General features: G+C 61.9%; 17 protein-coding genes and 1 tRNA gene. 10 read left to right on the top strand and 8 right to left on the bottom strand.

What is annotated here, in order from left to right; translation table 11 throughout:
* Positions 1-3 precede the first annotated feature (3 nt).
* Together AC5WNI_RS09375 and AC5WNI_RS09380 are read left to right on the top strand one after the other, a co-directional pair.
* Positions 4-1167 carry a M20 aminoacylase family protein gene (locus AC5WNI_RS09375; protein ID WP_175090122.1) on the top strand — a complete coding sequence of 388 codons (1164 nt, stop codon included), beginning with the start codon at positions 4-6 and terminating at the stop codon, positions 1165-1167.
* Between the two features lie 83 nt (positions 1168-1250).
* Positions 1251-2138, top strand: coding sequence for an NAD(P)-dependent oxidoreductase (locus AC5WNI_RS09380; RefSeq protein WP_175090121.1), 888 nt, complete (start codon positions 1251-1253; stop codon positions 2136-2138).
* A 9-nt stretch (positions 2139-2147) separates the two neighbouring features.
* Here AC5WNI_RS09380 and AC5WNI_RS09385 read toward each other — a convergent pair whose 3' ends face one another.
* Positions 2148-3074: a LysR family transcriptional regulator gene (locus tag AC5WNI_RS09385; protein WP_153635907.1), complete on the bottom strand. Its 927-nt coding sequence runs from the start codon at positions 3072-3074 to the stop codon at positions 2148-2150.
* A 401-nt stretch (positions 3075-3475) separates the two neighbouring features.
* Here AC5WNI_RS09385 and arfB point away from each other — a divergent pair, with 401 nt between their 5' ends.
* The 4 genes from arfB (at position 3476) to AC5WNI_RS09405 (ending at position 5407) form a co-directional block, all read left to right on the top strand.
* Positions 3476-3889, top strand: coding sequence for an alternative ribosome rescue aminoacyl-tRNA hydrolase ArfB (arfB, locus tag AC5WNI_RS09390; protein ID WP_153635908.1), 414 nt, complete (start codon positions 3476-3478; stop codon positions 3887-3889).
* Positions 3890-3947: 58 nt separating this feature from the next.
* A complete protein-coding gene (locus AC5WNI_RS09395; protein ID WP_153635909.1) occupies positions 3948-4655 on the top strand; it encodes an SIMPL domain-containing protein in 708 nt (235 codons plus the stop codon).
* A 41-nt stretch (positions 4656-4696) separates the two neighbouring features.
* Positions 4697-4999 carry a winged helix-turn-helix domain-containing protein gene (locus tag AC5WNI_RS09400; RefSeq protein WP_153635910.1) on the top strand — a complete coding sequence of 101 codons (303 nt, stop codon included), beginning with the start codon at positions 4697-4699 and terminating at the stop codon, positions 4997-4999.
* A 105-nt stretch (positions 5000-5104) separates the two neighbouring features.
* Positions 5105-5407 (top strand): hypothetical protein, encoded by a 303-nt coding sequence (locus AC5WNI_RS09405; RefSeq protein ID WP_153635911.1) that lies wholly within the window; start codon positions 5105-5107, stop codon positions 5405-5407.
* Positions 5408-5699: 292 nt separating this feature from the next.
* On the opposite strand, the gene AC5WNI_RS09410 is transcribed toward AC5WNI_RS09405, so the two are convergent.
* Together AC5WNI_RS09410 and AC5WNI_RS09415 are read right to left on the bottom strand one after the other, a co-directional pair.
* A complete protein-coding gene (locus AC5WNI_RS09410) occupies positions 5700-6011 on the bottom strand; it encodes a hypothetical protein (RefSeq protein WP_175090120.1) in 312 nt (103 codons plus the stop codon).
* A gap of 503 nt (positions 6012-6514) precedes the next feature.
* Positions 6515-6591 (bottom strand) — tRNA-Pro (locus AC5WNI_RS09415).
* Between the two features lie 243 nt (positions 6592-6834).
* Here AC5WNI_RS09415 and AC5WNI_RS09420 point away from each other — a divergent pair.
* Both AC5WNI_RS09420 and AC5WNI_RS09425 read left to right on the top strand, forming a co-directional pair.
* Positions 6835-7104, top strand: coding sequence for a hypothetical protein (locus AC5WNI_RS09420; RefSeq protein WP_153635913.1), 270 nt, complete (start codon positions 6835-6837; stop codon positions 7102-7104).
* A 280-nt stretch (positions 7105-7384) separates the two neighbouring features.
* Complete coding sequence (locus tag AC5WNI_RS09425; protein ID WP_172978678.1) at positions 7385-8476, top strand: GGDEF domain-containing protein; 1092 nt, start codon at positions 7385-7387, stop codon at positions 8474-8476.
* A gap of 105 nt (positions 8477-8581) precedes the next feature.
* Here the strand turns inward: AC5WNI_RS09425 and AC5WNI_RS09430 are convergent, their stop codons facing one another.
* The 4 genes from AC5WNI_RS09430 to AC5WNI_RS09445 form a co-directional block, all read right to left on the bottom strand.
* Positions 8582-9121, bottom strand: a complete 540-nt coding sequence (locus AC5WNI_RS09430) for a YaeQ family protein (protein ID WP_153635915.1) — start codon at positions 9119-9121, stop codon at positions 8582-8584.
* Positions 9122-9303: 182 nt separating this feature from the next.
* Positions 9304-10554, bottom strand: coding sequence for an S-methyl-5-thioribose kinase (gene mtnK / locus AC5WNI_RS09435; protein WP_153635916.1), 1251 nt, complete (start codon positions 10552-10554; stop codon positions 9304-9306).
* Positions 10555-10769: 215 nt separating this feature from the next.
* Complete coding sequence (cls, locus tag AC5WNI_RS09440) at positions 10770-12197, bottom strand: cardiolipin synthase (RefSeq protein ID WP_153635917.1); 1428 nt, start codon at positions 12195-12197, stop codon at positions 10770-10772.
* 168 nt (positions 12198-12365) lie between these two features.
* A complete protein-coding gene (locus tag AC5WNI_RS09445; protein WP_153635918.1) occupies positions 12366-13871 on the bottom strand; it encodes a fumarate hydratase in 1506 nt (501 codons plus the stop codon).
* A 348-nt stretch (positions 13872-14219) separates the two neighbouring features.
* Here AC5WNI_RS09445 and AC5WNI_RS09450 point away from each other — a divergent pair, with 348 nt between their 5' ends.
* Positions 14220-15188 (top strand): N-acetylmuramoyl-L-alanine amidase, encoded by a 969-nt coding sequence (locus AC5WNI_RS09450; protein WP_225346717.1) that lies wholly within the window; start codon positions 14220-14222, stop codon positions 15186-15188.
* A 219-nt stretch (positions 15189-15407) separates the two neighbouring features.
* Positions 15408-15767, top strand: a complete 360-nt coding sequence (locus AC5WNI_RS09455) for a hypothetical protein (RefSeq protein WP_495928355.1) — start codon at positions 15408-15410, stop codon at positions 15765-15767.
* A 157-nt stretch (positions 15768-15924) separates the two neighbouring features.
* Here the strand turns inward: AC5WNI_RS09455 and AC5WNI_RS09460 are convergent, their stop codons facing one another.
* Positions 15925-16626, bottom strand: a complete 702-nt coding sequence (locus AC5WNI_RS09460; protein WP_043336899.1) for an ABC transporter ATP-binding protein — start codon at positions 16624-16626, stop codon at positions 15925-15927.
* Positions 16627-16668: the final 42 nt, after the last annotated feature.

Genomic DNA, 16668 nt, shown 5'->3' on the forward strand with positions numbered 1-16668 from the left:
AGCATGCAACTACCCGACAAGATCGACGAGGCACTGCTGCGCAGCTGGCGTCATGAGTTTCATCAGCATCCCGAGACAGCCTTCGAGGAGCACCGCACTTCGGCGCGCGTCGCCGAGATCCTGCGTGCGGAAGGCCTGGAAGTCACCAGGGGACTTGCCGAGACCGGCGTGATCGCGGTGCTCGATGGCAAGCTGGGCAAGGGCCAGACCATCGGCCTGCGCGCCGATATGGACGCGCTGGATGTCACCGAGGCCAACGCCGTCTCACATTGCTCGCACACACCGGGCAAGATGCATGCCTGCGGTCATGATGGCCACACCACCATGCTGCTGGGCGCGGCCTGTGAACTGGCGCGCGATCCGGACTTTGCCGGCCGCGTGGTGTTCGTGTTCCAGCCGGCCGAGGAGAACGAAGGCGGCGGCCGCCGCATGGTCGAGGATGGCCTGTTCGAGCAGTTCCCGATGGATGCCATCTATGGCCTGCACAACTGGCCGGGGCTGGCACTCGGCGAGGCGGCGGTGCATGAAGAGGCGGTGATGGCGGCCTTCGATGTCTTCACCCTGACCCTGAGCGGTCACGGCTGCCACGCCGCCATGCCGCATCTGGGCAAGGACACCATCCTGGCGGCCTGTCAGCTGGTGACCCAGCTGCAGGGGCTGATCAGCCGCGAGACGCCGGCGCACCAGACCGCGATTCTCAGCATTACCCAGTTCCATGCCGGCGATGCCTTCAACGTGATGCCGGAAGAGGTCGAGCTGCGCGGTACCCTGCGCTGCTTCGACCCGGCACTGCGCGCGCATCTGCAGCAGCGCTTCCATGACGCCGTCGATGCCATGGCGACCTTCCACGGTCTCAAGGTCAACTTCGATTACCAGCCGCGCTATCCCGCGACCCTGAATGCGCCCGGCCATGCCGAACGCTGTGCCAGCGTTCTCGAGCAGCTGCCGAGCATCCAGCGGGTCCATCGTGATCTGCCGCCCTCGATGGCCTCGGAAGACTTCGCCTATCTGCTGCAGGAATGCCCGGGCGCCTATATCTGGCTGGGCAACGGTGAAGACAGCGCCTCGTTGCACAACCCGCACTACGACTTCAATGATGCTGCCACGCTAATCGGCGTCAGCTACTGGACGTCACTGGTGCGTCAGCTGCTGGCCGTTGGCGGATAGCGCATGGCCGCGATGAAGCTCTGACGAACCATCATCACTGATCAAGACCACCAGCGACACGGGCCCGGCGAGGAGTGCTGAGCATGAAGATCTGCGTGATTGGCGATGCGCCCATTGGCACTCGGGCCATACAGGCGCTTGCGCATGCCGGAGTCGAGGGCGTCATGGCAATGGCGGCCTCGGAGGTGCAGGACGCCCGGAGCCACCCACCCTTCAGCGCCGATGTCTATCTGATGGCGCTGGCGACATCACAACAGGTACAGAAGGTACTGACAGGCAATCAAGGCCTGCTGCGCATGGCGCCGCCCGGCAGTACCGTGATCGATCTCTGCAGTGGTGATGTCACGCTCAGCCGCGAGCTGGCCGTGCAGACACGCCTCGCCGGCCATCACTGGCTGGAAGCGGCCACCAACCGCAATCCTGCCGATGAGGCGAATGACAGCCTGACGCTGTTGATCGGCAGTGATGAGGCGACAGTGACGCGCATGACAGCGCTGCTTGACGCCATCTGCACGCAGCATCTGCATGTCGGGGACGCTGGCTGTGGCCATGCCGCCGCCCTGGCCAGCGACTATCTGCATGCCGCGCACCTGATCACCACCGCCGAGGCGGTCGCCATGGCCTATCGCGCAGGCGTGACACCCCAGGCGTGCATCGATGCCATCAACCTGGGTGCCGGGCGCAGTGCCGTGAGCGAGGTGAATTTTCCGCGTTGGGTGCTGCCGGGCCGCTATGACTCGGGGATCTCGACCGGTCAGCTGCGCCGCGACCTGCGCCTGGCGCGCAGTTTCGTCACCACGCTCAACCTGCCGGAAGGCTTGATGAAAGCGGTCTTCGAACGCTGTCAGCCGCCGGAGCTGTGTCCGGCGGACGAGGATGATCTCCATCATCTATGTGATCGCTGGCTGAGCAGGGTGCCCGCCCAGCTGCGCCCGCCTCGACTGACCGAAACCAGAGCCCCTGGATCATGAGGCCCGAGGTCAGCGCGCTTCCTGACGCGGACCGCTGAATGCCGTGATCCAGCGTTCGAGATGACGCAGCAACTGCAGGCTGGCACGCGGCATGCGCCGCCCGACCCGCGTGATGATATGCGCGCGGGCCTGGCGGAAGCTGGCACATTCCACATCGCGAGCGATCAACACCCCCTCCTGGAGCTCTCGGGCCGCGGCGAAGGCCGGCAACAGCGTGATGCACAGTTCGGACCGCGCCGCCTGCTTGAGCACTTCCATGGAATTGGTCTGCACCACCATATGCGGGCGCACCCCTGCCTCACGAAATCCATCGTCCATCAGCTGACGCACGCCGTGACTCGGCCCCCACAGCGCCATGGGGTGCTGCGCCACTTCCTCGAGTGTCAGCGCATGGGCCTCACTCGCCAGCGGATGCTCCGGTGACATGATGGCCACCAGCGGCTGCGGACTCGAATGCCAGAAGCGCAACTGGGGATGGACCCGCTCGTGATACATCAGGCCGATATCCGCCTCATCCTCGATCACGCTGTCGATGATGCTCTGCATGCTGCCGGTATCGACCTTGAGCGTGATGCCGGGGTACTGCTTGCGAAAGGCGCGCAGCGGACTGTTGATGATATCGCCGACGAAGCCTTCGCCGATGATCAGGCGAATCTCCCCGGTTTCCAGCCGCTGATAGGCATCGAGGCGTTCGCCGAGGTGCTGATCGAGCTTCTCTCGCTGCAGGATGTAATCCAGCAGCATCTCGCCGACCCGCGTCGGCTGCACCCCGTCACGGGTGCGCTCGATGAGCGAGGCGGCCATGGCCTCTTCGAGCAGACCTATCTGACGACTGACTGCCGAGGGGGCGATGTTCAGACGCGCTGCGGCACGCCGGATGGAGCCGGCTTCGACGGTGACCTGAAAATAGACAAGACGCTGATGCGGGATATCCATGAGGCGCTCTGCAGAGGATGGGAGAGAGAATTACATAAGTGCCAGGAAAAGTGCTGCCAGGAATGTCTGGAAAACTGGACAGTCTTCACACAGGACGCAGCCAGCAGAGTACCCGATATTCTGCCGTCTCGGGCAGCACGCGGTTGAACTCCCCCACCCTCAACGCCATATCAGAATGGATCATCGCCTCGCCTCCTCGCCTCTCCTCCTATTCATGACAGTTCTCACGGCCCTCTGCGCCGTGACGCGAGAACAGGCGATCAGCGTCGCGAGCCGGCCGAATGGAGAAGCGACGCACCGCCATTCTGAAGCCAGTACGCGAATAGGCTAAGATGGCCCATCGCTCCATTGACTGTGTCTGCGTGACACACCACACAGTCCCCATGACAAGGAGATTCAATATGCTGACCATCTCCAATTCGGTAACGCTGGCCGACTGGGAAATCGACCTCACCCAGATTCGCGCCCAAGGCAATGGCGGCCAGAACGTCAACAAGGTCGCCTCCGCCGTCCATCTGCGCTTCGATGTACAGCGCTCGACGCTGCCCGGCTTCTACAAGGAGCGCCTGATGCAGCTGTCGGATCAGCGCATCAGCAAGGAAGGCGTCATCATCATCAAGGCGCAGAGCCATCGCACCCTCGAGTTGAACAAGGAAGATGCGCTGGCCCGTCTCAAGGCGATGATTCTGGAAGCCGTGAAGGTACAGAAAGCGCGCCGTGCGACAGCGCCCAGCAAGGGCGCCAAGCGTCGCCGCGTCGACAGCAAGACGCGCAAGGGCAAGATCAAGGCCATGCGCGGCAAGGTACAGGACTGACATCGCCGCAAGCGGCGGCCAGTTCACGACTCATAATTCACGTCAGGGATAACAATACATGCGCAATATCATCAGCTCGGCCGTGCTGGGCGGCCTGCTGGCCGCGGGAATGGTCTGGAGTGGCAGCTATCTCAAGCAGGCTGCCCAGGTATGGGAATCTTCCAGCCGTGTAGTGACGGTCAAGGGGCTCGCGGAGCGCGAGGTCAAGGCCGACCTGGCCCTCTGGCCGCTGCACTTCAGCGTCAATGCCAATCAGCTGACCGGGCTTCATGAGGCGCTGGCCAATGATGAGCGCAAGATTCGCGCCTTTCTCACCGCACAGGGCTTTCCCGCCGACCAGGTCAGCGTGACCTCTCCCCAGGTGACTGACCTCTACGCCAACAGCTACAACGCCCAGCGCCCGGATGAGCGCTATCGCGCCGAAGCTACGGTGCTGGTGCGCTCGCCCAAGGTCGACCTCGTCAAGCAAAGCGCCTCACTGACCGGTGAACTGGTGCGCGAGGGTATCCTGCTCTCGGCTGACTATGCCTACCGCACCGAATTCCTGTTCACGGGGCTTGAAGCCATCAAGCCGGACATGATCGCGGCCGCGACCGCGGATGCCCGACGCGCCGCCCAGCAGTTCGCGGAGGATTCCGGTAGCACGGTCGGCCACATCAAGCATGCCAGCCAGGGCTATTTCTCGATCTCGGACCTCGACAGCTATACCCCTGACATCAAGAAGGTCAGAGTCGTGACCACCATCGACTACACCCTGAGCCACTGATCACCTCTCGACAGCCCCCTTCTTCGCCGTATGGAGCCCCAATGCCCGACACCCCGCTGAGCAAGACCCAGACAAGCTTCTATCGACGCCTGTTCGTGGCCCACCTCATCGCGCATGACATCGCCAGCGTGCCAGCCATCATCGCGGCCACCGGCATGCCGCGGCGTACCGCCCAGGACACCATCACCGCCCTGGGTGAGCTCGAGATCGTCTGTGAATTCCAGCGCGAGGAGGGCCAGCGCAACAATATCGGCCACTACGTGATTCGTGACTGGGGGCCGATCAATGCCCAGTGGGTAGCCGACAACGCCGAACGTCTGCAGAAAGCGCTGGGCTACGCGTGAGGGGCATGAACTTTATCGAACAACGAGGGCCGAGAAATGGGGAGCGAGAGATGGCTTTCGAGAATGAGCTCTCAAGCATGAGGCCTCAAGCATGATGGCTGACCCATGACGGCCGAGATTCTGGACAGTGCCGTTCAGCACGGCTTGATCGCCGTGCTGATCCAGCTGGCGCTGTGGCCGCTGTTTGGCGTGTGGTCGGCAGGTGCCATCGCCGTCGCCCTGTTTCTGGGCCGTGAGATCGCTCAGCATGAATACAAGGGCGATGGACCCAAGGCAGAGAACTGGGACTACGGCCTGCTGCAGCACTGGAATCTGGATTCCTGTCTCGATGTTGCCCTGCCACTGCTCTGCTGTGTGAGCCTGGCCAGTACGGTCTGGGCGTTAAGGCGCTACCTGGCCCGGGCGTGATCCGCGGCCCGCCTCGCGACTAGATGGGTCGCGCAAGCGCACGGCGAAAAGTGAACGTCGTAAAAAGTGAAAAACCCGTGCAGTCTTCTCTGAACGGCTCCCCTCCCCCAGCGCTGCGTTCTACCCTTCCTTGCCCTGCGCGTTTTGACTGTCCTTATAGCCTTCTCTTCCTGGCTGTCTTCCTTGCTGCCTCGCTAGCCCTTTGCTGGCTGTCTCTTGCCTACATCTGGCCTGCCTTTTCACCTCAGCACGGTGCAACCAGATTCGCTGGAAAGCGTTGCCTCAAGCATCATCAGCCAACGGCAATGCTGGTGACACTGCGCCGTACGGCGCCCGACCCAGTGGCGGAAAGCGCAGTGGCGGAAGGCGCAGAGGCGGAAGGCGCAGAGGCAGCGCGACGACGCAGCGGATGTCGGGCGCGATCCTGCAGGTAGGCCGAGAGCGTTTCCGGGCGGATGCCGGGATGCTGAAAGACGTAATCCTCGGTGATGATCGACAGAAATTCAGCACTGCGTGCGCCCGCGACCTCAAATCCCAAGATGAAGTGGCGCGACTGAGAGACCTCGAAGCAATAGTTTTCGGCGGCCACGGCGCAGGTCTGCACCACATAGCCTCCCCCCAGCTGTTCTCTGAGGATGGATCGTTCGGGATTGAATCGAGATGCCGTGTAAACGTCTATGATTTTCATTATCACCCCCAATATCGACTGGCGCAGTATATACGGAAAATCTAATACTTACATGCTTAGAGAACTCATCCCGCCTACCCCGCACTTCGAGCCGACAGTCAATTGATCCAGATCAACTCAAGCGGCAGCGCTTTCTGGGCCAGATGTCAGTGGCATCTGCCTGGATCAATAGAAAAGCGCTTGCGCGAGCACAGTGCTGATTGAGCTGAGAGGCCGGGAAAGTGAGCAATACGAACCAAAGGCGAGATACGTGAGGCAGGCGGGTCATCGCGAGAATGGTGATGAAGAATGGAAATCGGGAGCTGAAAGATGGAGAGCAGTGAGTGAGCAGTGAGTAAATAGTGACGAGATGGGCATCTTCAGGACATGCGAAAACGCAAAAAGGCCATCCGTTACCGGATGGCCTTTTCACTTGAATCTGGTCGGGACGACAGGATTCGAACCTGCGACCTCTGCAACCCCATTGCAGCGCGCTACCAAGCTGCGCCACGTCCCGACAGTGTCTGGAAGAGCTTCCCCCTCAAGACGAGACGTAATGTACCGCATTGATCTCAAAAAGAAAAGCAGGAATCTCACATTTCTTTACCTGCGTCGTGATCTGGTGTCGCACTGACGCCTGAATCCGCTGTCGGCATTGCAAAATGACCGGGTGCGACGCATGTTCATGAAGCAGGCATTCATTGCGCACCTTCGAATGCAACGCCCATGAACGACAATCGTCCAGAGGAGTTCGCGACCGATGATCCAATTCACGCTTACCACCACGCTCAAGGGCGGCACCAGCGTCAGCGGCGACCCCATCAAGGTCAGCGCCGAGAGCGCCCCTGCCGCCGGCAGCCAGATCACCAAGGGGCAATGGCCCGCACTCGACGCCTTGTCACCCAACTTTCCGGTGACAGTGACGGGAGTCGAAGAGGACGAGGATGGCAATACCCTCGTGCGCCTCAAGGAAGCCGACAGCCCGGATGCCAACGACCCCGACAGCTACCGCTACACGCCCTGGAAGTAACGGAGCGACGCCGGGTAGCATCGGGAAGGTATGAGGGGTTATCGCGCCAGCGTCGAGAAGGCAATATATTGCGCTTCATGCGGAAAGTTGGACGCCTTCATTTCGCGCAGCTTCTTGTCAGACAAGTTATGACCCACGCTGCGTTAGCATAGGGTTTGCGGAGCCTTCGTTGGCTCTGGCGAGCTGTGGCTGATGATGAGGTGGTGTATCATCCAGCCTTTCCCGGTTGGTGCCTGATGTGCACTGACATCTCGATGCCCGAGGTCACATGGTCAGCCCATTGAAATTGATAGTTACCTCCTGGCGCTGGCTGGTCGGCAAGACCGGCTCCGCCCGAGAGACACTCCATCATGGCTTTCTCGTTTCCGCATTCTTCATCGGGTTGATTTCGGCCCTCTTCAATTCCCTGCTGGGCCTCACCCTGCCGGCGTACAACATCGTGCTGGTCATCACCAGCGCGTTCATCGCCCTGATGTGGTATCGCTCGCGGTTTCATGGCGAGTTCCAGCGCATGGCCTGGCTGTTCTGTGCGCTGGTCACTTTCGTGATGCTGCCCGGCAACTGGCTGTTCAATCATGGCGCGACCGGCCCGACCCTGCTCTTCTACCTGATGGCGTCGGCCTATGTATTGGCGGTACTGCCCGCCGACCCCAAGCGCCGAGGCATCATCGTCATCGGCCTGATGTTCATGCCATGGGCACTGCTGGCGTTTGAGCATGCAAGGCCGGGCCTGGTCAGCAGCTATGCCAGCGAAGGCATGCGTTTTCTCGATATGGGCTTCAGCTACACGCTGGCCTTCGGGCTTCTCAGCGTGGTGATCGCAGGCTATGCCCGACGTATCCATGAAGAGCGTGATATCGCCAATGCCTATGCGGCGCGACTCGAGCGCCTCAGCCTGCTGGACAGTCTGACCGGCCTCTACAATCACCGCGCCATCCACGAACAGGCCGAAGCCTGGATCAGGCGTTCGCAAAGTGCCTGCCTGCTGATCTGCGACCTGGATCACTTCAAGATGATCAATGACAACCACGGCCACCCGTACGGCGACACGGTACTGGAAGAGTTCTCACGCCATGTCAGCCAGTTGACCCGAGAGTTCTCGGGAGAAGCCGGACGCTATGGCGGCGAGGAGTTCATGATCCTGATTCCCGGCACCCTGGCGACGGCTCGCCAGTTCGATGGATGCCTGCGGGAGCGCTGCGAAGCCTCGCCCCTGTTGCATGGCGTGATTCTCTTCAGCACCGGCGCCAGCGAATTGCACGCCGATGACACCCTGTCGAGCTGGGTCAAGCGCAGCGATGACGCCCTCTACCACGCCAAGGAAAATGGCCGAGGCCGTCTGATGGTCGACAAGGACCTGAGCGTCATCTGAGCCTTCACCCGCCCGACCTGGACCGACTGAGCCCCCAGACACAACGCCCCCGCAAGCATGGCTTGCGGGGGCGTTGTGTCTGGGCCGGTGCGAGGCTGATGTCGCTCAGCGCTCGCCCTTCAGCCACTCGAGATTGATCTCGTGCTGGCCATTGTCATCGGTGATGAAGATGGTGCCTTCGGAGATCATCACGGTCCACTTGATGTTGCGCGGCAGCGACTCGGTGATGGCGTCCAGCGACCCTTCCGGCACGGCCGCGATGCTCAGGTTGGAGAGCCCAGCCACCGCCGGCACGACCTTGGTTTCCCACACACGCAGGCTGCCATAGGCCAGCAGCGAGGTACGCTCGGTGCGTCGCGAGCACCAGGTCAGGCGCTCGGCATCCGGCTGACCGACTTCGATCCAGTGCAGGATACGGCCATCGAGGCTCTTTTCCCACAACGCCGGCTCATCGACATCGGACAGGCCGCGACCGAACGCGATGTTCTCGCTGTACCACAGGGCGTGGCCCAGCAGACGCACGCAAAGACGCAGTTCGGTTTCGGAGGGGTGACGAGCCACCGTGAAGCGCAGGGTCTCGTAGACGCCGCGATCCAGGTCGGTCAGCGACAGATCCACCTTGTAAGGCGTGGAAGACAGGGCCATGAAAATCTCTTCTTGAAAAGGCAGACGTCTTGGAAAGGCAATGGCAGGAAGACACTATCCCGATAAAGCACCATGCTCCTCGACTGAACCACGCGCGTGAAAATGCAAGCGCGTGGGTGCGGAGCGCAGAGTCTACCCTAGCCGGGCCCTGAACGCCCGACTCCTGCCTGGCATGCCAGCCCTCAGGCGAGGTGACGCGCCACCAAGGCATCGATGGCATCGATATCGCTCAGGCGTTCGCGCGTCATGATCAACTCGCGCCCGAGCGCCAGCGCCCGCCGCTCGGCGCGTGCGCGGGTGGCCTCATCGCTGATGGATTCGAGCTCCAGAATATGCGCAAGCCCCACAGTGCGGCGGATCAGCTCACAGCCGGCATAGCCCAGTGCATCACGCAACATGCGAGACAACAGATGCTCTGCCACGCCCGACGCAGCGAAGCTGGCATCCGATGTATGGGTGGCCTGCTCACGATACTCACAAGCGAAGCTCTCCCAACTGGCGACCGCCTGGGCGCGCAGCTGCGCTACGTAGTCACGCTTGTTGCCCTGTTCTCCCTCAAGCTCGGTATGCGCACAGGCCGCCAGCCACAGTGCTGCCAGCCAGCTGCCAATATCAAAGCCCGCCGGCCCGAAGAAGCCGAATTCCGGATCGATGACCTTCGTACTGTCTTCACGCACGAAGATAGAGCCCGCATGCAGATCACCATGCAGCAGTGCCTCGGGCGCGGAGAGGAAACGCTGCTTGAGCTCCGCCACTTCGACCTTCAGGGCAGCATCCTGCCACAGGGCTTCGGCATCCGCGCGCAGCGCCGGATTGATGCTGTTGCGCTCGTGATCACAGAACGGATCGATGAAGAACAGGTCTTCGGTGATCTTGCACTGATCGGGATTGATGAAGCGGGCGACGCGCGCCTTCTTGTCGTGGGCATCGAGTGCCAGATCGCTGCTGCGATAAAGCGTAGTGGCCAGAAAATGCCCCATCTGCTCGCCCAGCCGGGGCAATGACGCGCGCTCCAGGAAGGCATGGCGCAGATTGCGGTGATCGCCGATATCTTCCATCACGATCGCTGAACGAGCTTCATCGAAGTGATAAAGCGCCGGCACCAGGTCCGGCGCGCAGTCTGCCTCGAACTGCAGAGTTTCCGCCTCGATGCGCACACGCACCAGCGACAGCGGCCAGCTTTCGCCGATGATGCGCACCCAGGGCAGGCCCTGCTTGACGATTACCGAGGCGGAGCGGTCCGGCGTGCAGACGCGATAGACATAGTTGATGTTGCCATCGCCGATCTCTTCGACCTGAAGTGCTTCAGCGGTCGCGAAGCCCGGATATCGAGCACCGACGTGCTGGCGCGCGAAGGCGATCACATCCGCATCATCGCGAAACTGATAGTCGATGGAAGGCGCGTGGCTAGCGGTGGGGTCTTGAGCAGTCATGGCAGGTCTCAGCGCTGAATCATGAAGTCGCCGGCCTCGGCGACGCTTCGCGTGCATGGCATGCGAAGCACCTCAAGGCTCTCACTTTATTCATTTAAGAAATAAGAAGGCGATCAGTTATAGCGAGAAGATGCCTGCTGGCGCGGCGATTGGCAAGACCTGCCGAGCGAGTTTTGCTCAGCTCGGCAGGCGCTTGTCGCATGCAGGATGCTGGATTACTGGATGGGAGCCAGCAGATAGGCCGCGCGCGAGATCAGCTTGCGCCACATCGGCCGCGCATCCAGCTCTTCGCAGCTGATTTCACGACAGTGGCGGAAGTCCTCTTCGAGCATCGCCTCCACTTCCGAGGCAAACTGGTGATCGGGCACGAACGCCGTGATCTCGAAGTTGAGGCGGAAGGAGCGGTTGTCAAGATTGACGGTGCCGATGGTTGCCGTATGACTATCCATCAACATCACCTTCTGATGCAGGAAGCCTGGCTGATAGCGGAAGACGCGTACGCCGGAGCGAATCATCTCGGACAGGAACGAGAACGCCGACAGGAACACCAGCAGGTGATCGGGTCGCTCAGGAATCATCACCCGCACATCCACCCCGCGCAGCGCAGCGATCTTGAGCGCATCCTGCACGCCCTGGTCCGGCACGAAATAAGGGCTGGTGATCCAGATGCGGCTGACCGAGGAGTGAATCGCCTGCTGCACCAGCAGGCTGGCCGTCTCGCGGCGGTCCGCCGGGCCGGAAGGCACGATCACTACATGCTGACATTCGTCACAGCTGATCTGCGGCTGCCATTCAAGCGACAGCACCTCACCGGTCGCCCAGTGCCAGTCTTCCCAGAAGGCTTCCTGCAGGCCCATCACGCTGGGGCCCTCAAGCTTGAGATGGGTATCACGCCAGGCCCCGTAACGCTCGGAATGGCCCAGATATTCATTGCCGACATTCAGCCCGCCCACGAAGCCGACACGGCCGTCGATGACGGTGATCTTGCGATGATTACGGAAGTTGATCTGGAAACGATGACGCCAGCCCCGCGAGGAATTGAAGGCACTGACCTCACACCCCGATTCCATCAGATCATTCAGATAGCCGTCGGGCAGCTTGCGCGAGCCGATCTCGTCATACAGGAAACAGACCCGCACGCCGCGTTCGGCGCGGCGCATCAACTTCTGCTTGAGACGCACCCCCAGTTCATCGTTTCGCACGATGAAGAACTGGATCAGGATGTAATCCTCGGCGGTATCGATGGCATGAAACAGCGAATCGAAGGTGTGCTCGCCATTGATCAACAACTTGGCGCGGTTGCCGGTGGTGACAGGCATCATCGCCAGGCGCTCTATGGCATCCAGATGGGTGGGATTGCCGCCCAGCGGGCGTGACAGCCACGGCGACAGTTTGGGACGGAAACGCATCAAGACGCGGCGCATGGTCGAGTCGCGCTCCTCGCGAGCGCTGACATAACCATAGAAACGTGGACGCCCGAATACCCAGTACAGTGGCAGGGCGACGTAGGGAAAGGTCAGCAGACACAGAATCCAGGCGATCGCACCCTGGGAGGTACGACTGGACATCAGGGCCATGACGGCGGTCATCGCACCCAGAATGTGACTGCTCAACAGCAGAAAGCCAAGTAACCAGGCGGTCATTGCAGCTCCATTGCAGGCGTCAGGGTTGCCAGAGTATGCCACAGCAGTGCGCGCAACGATGCCATGACATCGACGGCACACAGACGAAGACCCCCGCCGGCATGCCATCACCGGCGGGGGTCTTCAGGTCATATCCACACGATACGACGGCGTATCACGACAGGGCCATCATGCACGCTCAGCGATGATTTCCTTCCACTTGGCCGGGCCCGTCTGGTGCACGGAGACACCCGCGCTGTCGACGGCTACGGTCACCGGCATGTCTTCGACCTCGAATTCGTAGATCGCTTCCATGCCCAGGTCTTCAAATGCCAGCACACGGGATTTCTTGATCGCCTGGGCGACCAGGTAGGCAGCGCCGCCGACGGCCATCAGGTAGCTGGACTTGTTGTCACGGATGGCGTCGATCGCGGTCGGGCCACGCTCTGCCTTGCCGACCATGCCCAAGAGGCCGGTCTCTTCCAGCAAGGTGCGCGTGAACTTGTCCATGCGGGTCGCGGTGGTCGGGCCAGCCGGACCGACGACTTCGTCACGGATCGGGTCGACCGGGCCGACGTAATAGATGAAGCGACCCTTGAGATCGACCGGCAGCTGCTCGCCGCGTGCCAGCATCTCGGTCATGCGCTTGTGAGCGGCGTCACGGCCGGTCAGCAGCTTGCCATTGAGCAGCAGGGTGTCGCCCGGCTGCCAGCTCTGCACTTCCTCGGGCGTCACGGTGTCGAGGTTGACACGCTTGACACTGTCGCCTGCTTCACGGGTGATTTCCGGCCAGTCCTCGAGCTTGGGTGCCGGCAGTTCTGCCACACCGCTGCCATCCAGGGTGAAGTGCACGTGACGGGTCGCCGCACAGTTCGGGATGATCGCCACCGGCTTGTTGGCCGCGTGGGTCGGATAATCCATGACCTTGATGTCGAGCACGGTGGTCAGACCACCGAGGCCCTGGGCGCCGACGCCAGTGGCGTTGACCTTCTCGAACAGCTCGAGACGGATCTCTTCGGCACGGTTGGAGGCACCACGCGCCTTCAGTTCCTGGATATCGATCGGCTCGAGCAGGGACTCCTTGGCCAGCTGCATCGCCTTCTCGGCGGTACCGCCGATGCCGATACCCAGCATGCCGGGCGGACACCAGCCAGCGCCCATCTTCGGAATCTGCTCCAGCACCCAGTCGACTACGGAGTCGGACGGGTTGAGCATCGCGAACTTGGACTTGGCTTCGCTGCCGCCACCTTTGGCCGCGACGTGGATCTCGACGCTGTCACCCGGCACCAGCTTGTGGTGGATGATGGCGGGCGTGTTGTCCTTGGTGTTGGCACGCTTGCCGTCCGGGTCTGCCAGCACAGAGGCGCGCAGCACGTTGTCCGGCAGCAGATAGGCGCGACGCACGCCTTCGTTGACCATGTCATCCAGGCTCATGTCGGCCTCGAAGCGCACGTTCATGCCGACGTGAACGAAGACGGTGACGATACCGGTGTCCTGACAGATGGGACGATGACCCAGGGCACACATCCGGGAGTTGATCAGGATCTGCGCGATGGCATCCTTGGCGGCAGGATTCTCTTCACGCTCGTACGCCGCGTTCATGGCGTCGATGAAATCCTTCGGATGGTAGTAGGAGATGTACTGCAGCGCGTCGGCGACGCTCTGGATCAGGTCATCCTGGCGGATCACGGTCATCAGGATCGGCTCCTCAAGGGCAAGCGATGGAAAAGACAGACACACTGGCGCACAGGGCACAGGGGCGATTACTGTTGTCAGGCACGGCAATCGCGCCGCCACGGGGCGAGCGTCAGATCAGGTGCGCGGGATTATACCTCATGCGAGCACGCGGCGGCAGAGCGAATCCTGCAACCCGCAAGACATGAGAATTCAGCAGGTTATGGCCCAGTCTGCGCAAGGCTCTCCCGCCCTGAGCCGCCTGCTTCGCTGCCGGCAGTCGCGTGTATCGCGAAGCGACTGCCGCCGTCCCGTTGCGGTACCGTCCTGTCATGCAGACTCCCCTTCTTCAGCCACGATGATTGCTCAATGACGCCACGCGACTGTTCACCCCCCTCCTTCTCGCCACGCCTCTTCCCGCGACGCTTCTTCTCGCGGCGTCTGCTGTCGCTGGCCGCTGCCGCGCTCACGATGTTGCTGGCAGGCTGTGGCACCCAGTCGGGTTCTGGCGCAGGTGTCGGGAGCGATACCTTCGACTGGGTGACGCCCTCCCCCCACGGCAAGAGCAATTCACGGGTTCGCCATCTGGTACTTCACTACACCGATGATGATCTGCACGGCTCCCTGCTCAGCCTGACGGGCTCTCAGGTCAGCGCTCATTATCTGCTGTCGGCGCCGATGCCCGCGACCGGCCTGCCGCGCGTCTATCCGCTGGTGCCGGAAGCGCGCCGCGCCTGGCATGCCGGCGTCAGCCAGTGGGGTGAGCGCAGCAATCTCAATGACACCTCCATCGGTATCGAGATCGTCAATGCCGGGCCCCTGGCACTGGAGCCATTGCAGGGAGGCGAGCAGGAAGATGCCAGGGAGGCGGTCGCCAGGCGCTGGGCCCCCTCACGTGGCTTCGCACCGTGGAGCGAGGCGCAGATCACTGCATTAATCACGCTGCTCAAGCCCATCATCGCGCGCCATGGCATCAAGGCGGTGGATATCGTCGGGCACTCGGACATCGCCCCTGAGCGCAAGACCGACCCCGGCCCGCGATTCCCCTGGCAACGCCTGCATGACGCCGGCATCGGTGCCTGGCCACGCACCTCTGACGTGCTGTGCTTCCAGCGCCAACTGGCAAGCGAAGGGCTGCCATCACGAGAGGTTCTGCTCACGGCGCTGACGCATTACGGCTACCCAGTGGACGTCGCACGGCCCGAACTGGCGATTGCCGCGTTCCAGGCACACTTTCGTCCCGGGTCGATCAGTGGGGCCTTCGATGTCGAGAGTATCGCGATATTGCTGGCGCTCAACGCACGTTACCGCCAGTCGCCTGGCTGCCAGCCGCCCTGAAAACGTCAGGCATGAGCCCCGGACAGTCACCTGAATGTCACTTCCCTGTCACATTTCTGACGCAGCATCGATTTGTCCTTGACGCACCAAACAGATTTGCATGGCAGTTTGACGACCGCCGTCTACTCTGGGATGAGGCATGACCAGAGAGGGTCATGGGCAGACAAGCTAGCGACTGGCTCGAAGAAGCCGGAATACCCCATCACAATGAGGTTCATCATGGCTGACAACATTCTCAGTGCAGTACCTGAAACGGCAGCAGACATGACAACACCCGCCACATCCCCCGGGGCTCTTGGATTCGTCGTCTGTGATGACAATCGCATCTATGGGGCGGGCATGAGCGAAGAAGACTGCCTCGACAACGCCCTGGAGTGCCTGTGCGGTTTCTGTGAGCGCAGCGCGCTCAAGAAGATGCTGGAGCTATGTCAATCCGGCGTGCGCTATCCCTTGCGCCAGCTTCCCGCCAGCCAGGCCTGCGTCAGCAATTGCCAGGTCTCCGGCCCTACCGATCATTACCGTATCCATGACGGCGTCGCCTATACTCCGGAAGAATTCGTGACACCTCTCTCGGCGTAAGCCATTCACGCCACTTTACCCGCCCCCCCCCTGGCTCGCACCCTGCATCGCATCCTCAAGAAAGCGCCCCTGCCACCGAGGTTTCAGTGACAGGGGCGCGTTCTTTTGCATTGCCTTCCTCTGGTGAGGCGCGACAGCGAATCACGTGCCAGGCCTCTCAGCCGCCAAGATAGGCACGACGCACGTCATCATTGGCCAGCAGCGCCTTGCCGCTGTCCGCCAGCACCACGCGACCATGCTCCAGCACATAACCGCGATCGGCGATCGACAGGGCGCGATGGGCATTCTGCTCCACCAGGAAGATGGTGGTGCCCTGCTCGCGCAGCTGCTCTACGATCTCGAAGATCTGCCCGATCACGATGGGCGCCAGCCCCAGCGATGGCTCATCGAGCAACAACAGCCGCGGCCGACTCATCAGGGCGCGCCCGATGGCCAACATCTGCTGCTCTCCGCCGGACATGGTGCCGCCGCGCTGCTGAAAGCGTTCCTTGAGGCGCGGGAAGAGCCCCAGCACGTGCTCGATACTGCGCTCGTTTTCCTCCTTGCTCTGGTAATAGCCGCCCATGGCAAGATTCTCCTCCACCGTCATGCCGGTGAAGATGCGGCGACCTTCCGGCACCACCGACAGCCCTCCACGCATCACACGCGCCGTGGGTGTACCGGTGATCTCCTCGCCCTCGAACCACACCCGCCCGCTGGTCGGACGCGGATCGCCACAGATCGACATTAGAAGCGTCGTCTTGCCGGCACCGTTGGCACCGATCAGCGTCACGATCTCGCCCTGTCCGACGGCCAGCGAGACATCATTGAGCGCCTGCACCGGCCCGTAGTGGGTGGTCAGATGCTCGAGGGCCAGCATGGCCTCCCGGGGCGCGAGCTCCTCACCGGCAAGCGTGGCCTC

Source organism: Cobetia sp. PDI-12MA, assembly GCF_059507695.1.

What these genes read in the sequence shown, in the direction of transcription:
- AC5WNI_RS09375 (WP_175090122.1), top strand. Translation starts at nt 4, where the DNA reads ATGCAACTACCCGACAAGATCGACGAGGCACTGCTGCGCAGCTGGCGT.
- AC5WNI_RS09380 (WP_175090121.1), top strand. Translation starts at nt 1,251, where the DNA reads ATGAAGATCTGCGTGATTGGCGATGCGCCCATTGGCACTCGGGCCATA.
- AC5WNI_RS09385 (WP_153635907.1), bottom strand. Translation starts at nt 3,074, where the DNA reads ATGGATATCCCGCATCAGCGTCTTGTCTATTTTCAGGTCACCGTCGAA.
- arfB (WP_153635908.1), top strand. Translation starts at nt 3,476, where the DNA reads ATGCTGACCATCTCCAATTCGGTAACGCTGGCCGACTGGGAAATCGAC.
- AC5WNI_RS09395 (WP_153635909.1), top strand. Translation starts at nt 3,948, where the DNA reads ATGCGCAATATCATCAGCTCGGCCGTGCTGGGCGGCCTGCTGGCCGCG.
- AC5WNI_RS09400 (WP_153635910.1), top strand. Translation starts at nt 4,697, where the DNA reads ATGCCCGACACCCCGCTGAGCAAGACCCAGACAAGCTTCTATCGACGC.
- AC5WNI_RS09405 (WP_153635911.1), top strand. Translation starts at nt 5,105, where the DNA reads ATGACGGCCGAGATTCTGGACAGTGCCGTTCAGCACGGCTTGATCGCC.
- AC5WNI_RS09420 (WP_153635913.1), top strand. Translation starts at nt 6,835, where the DNA reads ATGATCCAATTCACGCTTACCACCACGCTCAAGGGCGGCACCAGCGTC.
- AC5WNI_RS09430 (WP_153635915.1), bottom strand. Translation starts at nt 9,121, where the DNA reads ATGGCCCTGTCTTCCACGCCTTACAAGGTGGATCTGTCGCTGACCGAC.
- mtnK (WP_153635916.1), bottom strand. Translation starts at nt 10,554, where the DNA reads ATGACTGCTCAAGACCCCACCGCTAGCCACGCGCCTTCCATCGACTAT.
- cls (WP_153635917.1), bottom strand. Translation starts at nt 12,197, where the DNA reads ATGACCGCCTGGTTACTTGGCTTTCTGCTGTTGAGCAGTCACATTCTG.
- AC5WNI_RS09445 (WP_153635918.1), bottom strand. Translation starts at nt 13,871, where the DNA reads ATGACCGTGATCCGCCAGGATGACCTGATCCAGAGCGTCGCCGACGCG.
- AC5WNI_RS09450 (WP_225346717.1), top strand. Translation starts at nt 14,220, where the DNA reads ATGACGCCACGCGACTGTTCACCCCCCTCCTTCTCGCCACGCCTCTTC.
- AC5WNI_RS09455 (WP_495928355.1), top strand. Translation starts at nt 15,408, where the DNA reads ATGGCTGACAACATTCTCAGTGCAGTACCTGAAACGGCAGCAGACATG.
- AC5WNI_RS09460 (WP_043336899.1), bottom strand. Translation starts at nt 16,626, where the DNA reads ATGCTGGCCCTCGAGCATCTGACCACCCACTACGGGCCGGTGCAGGCG.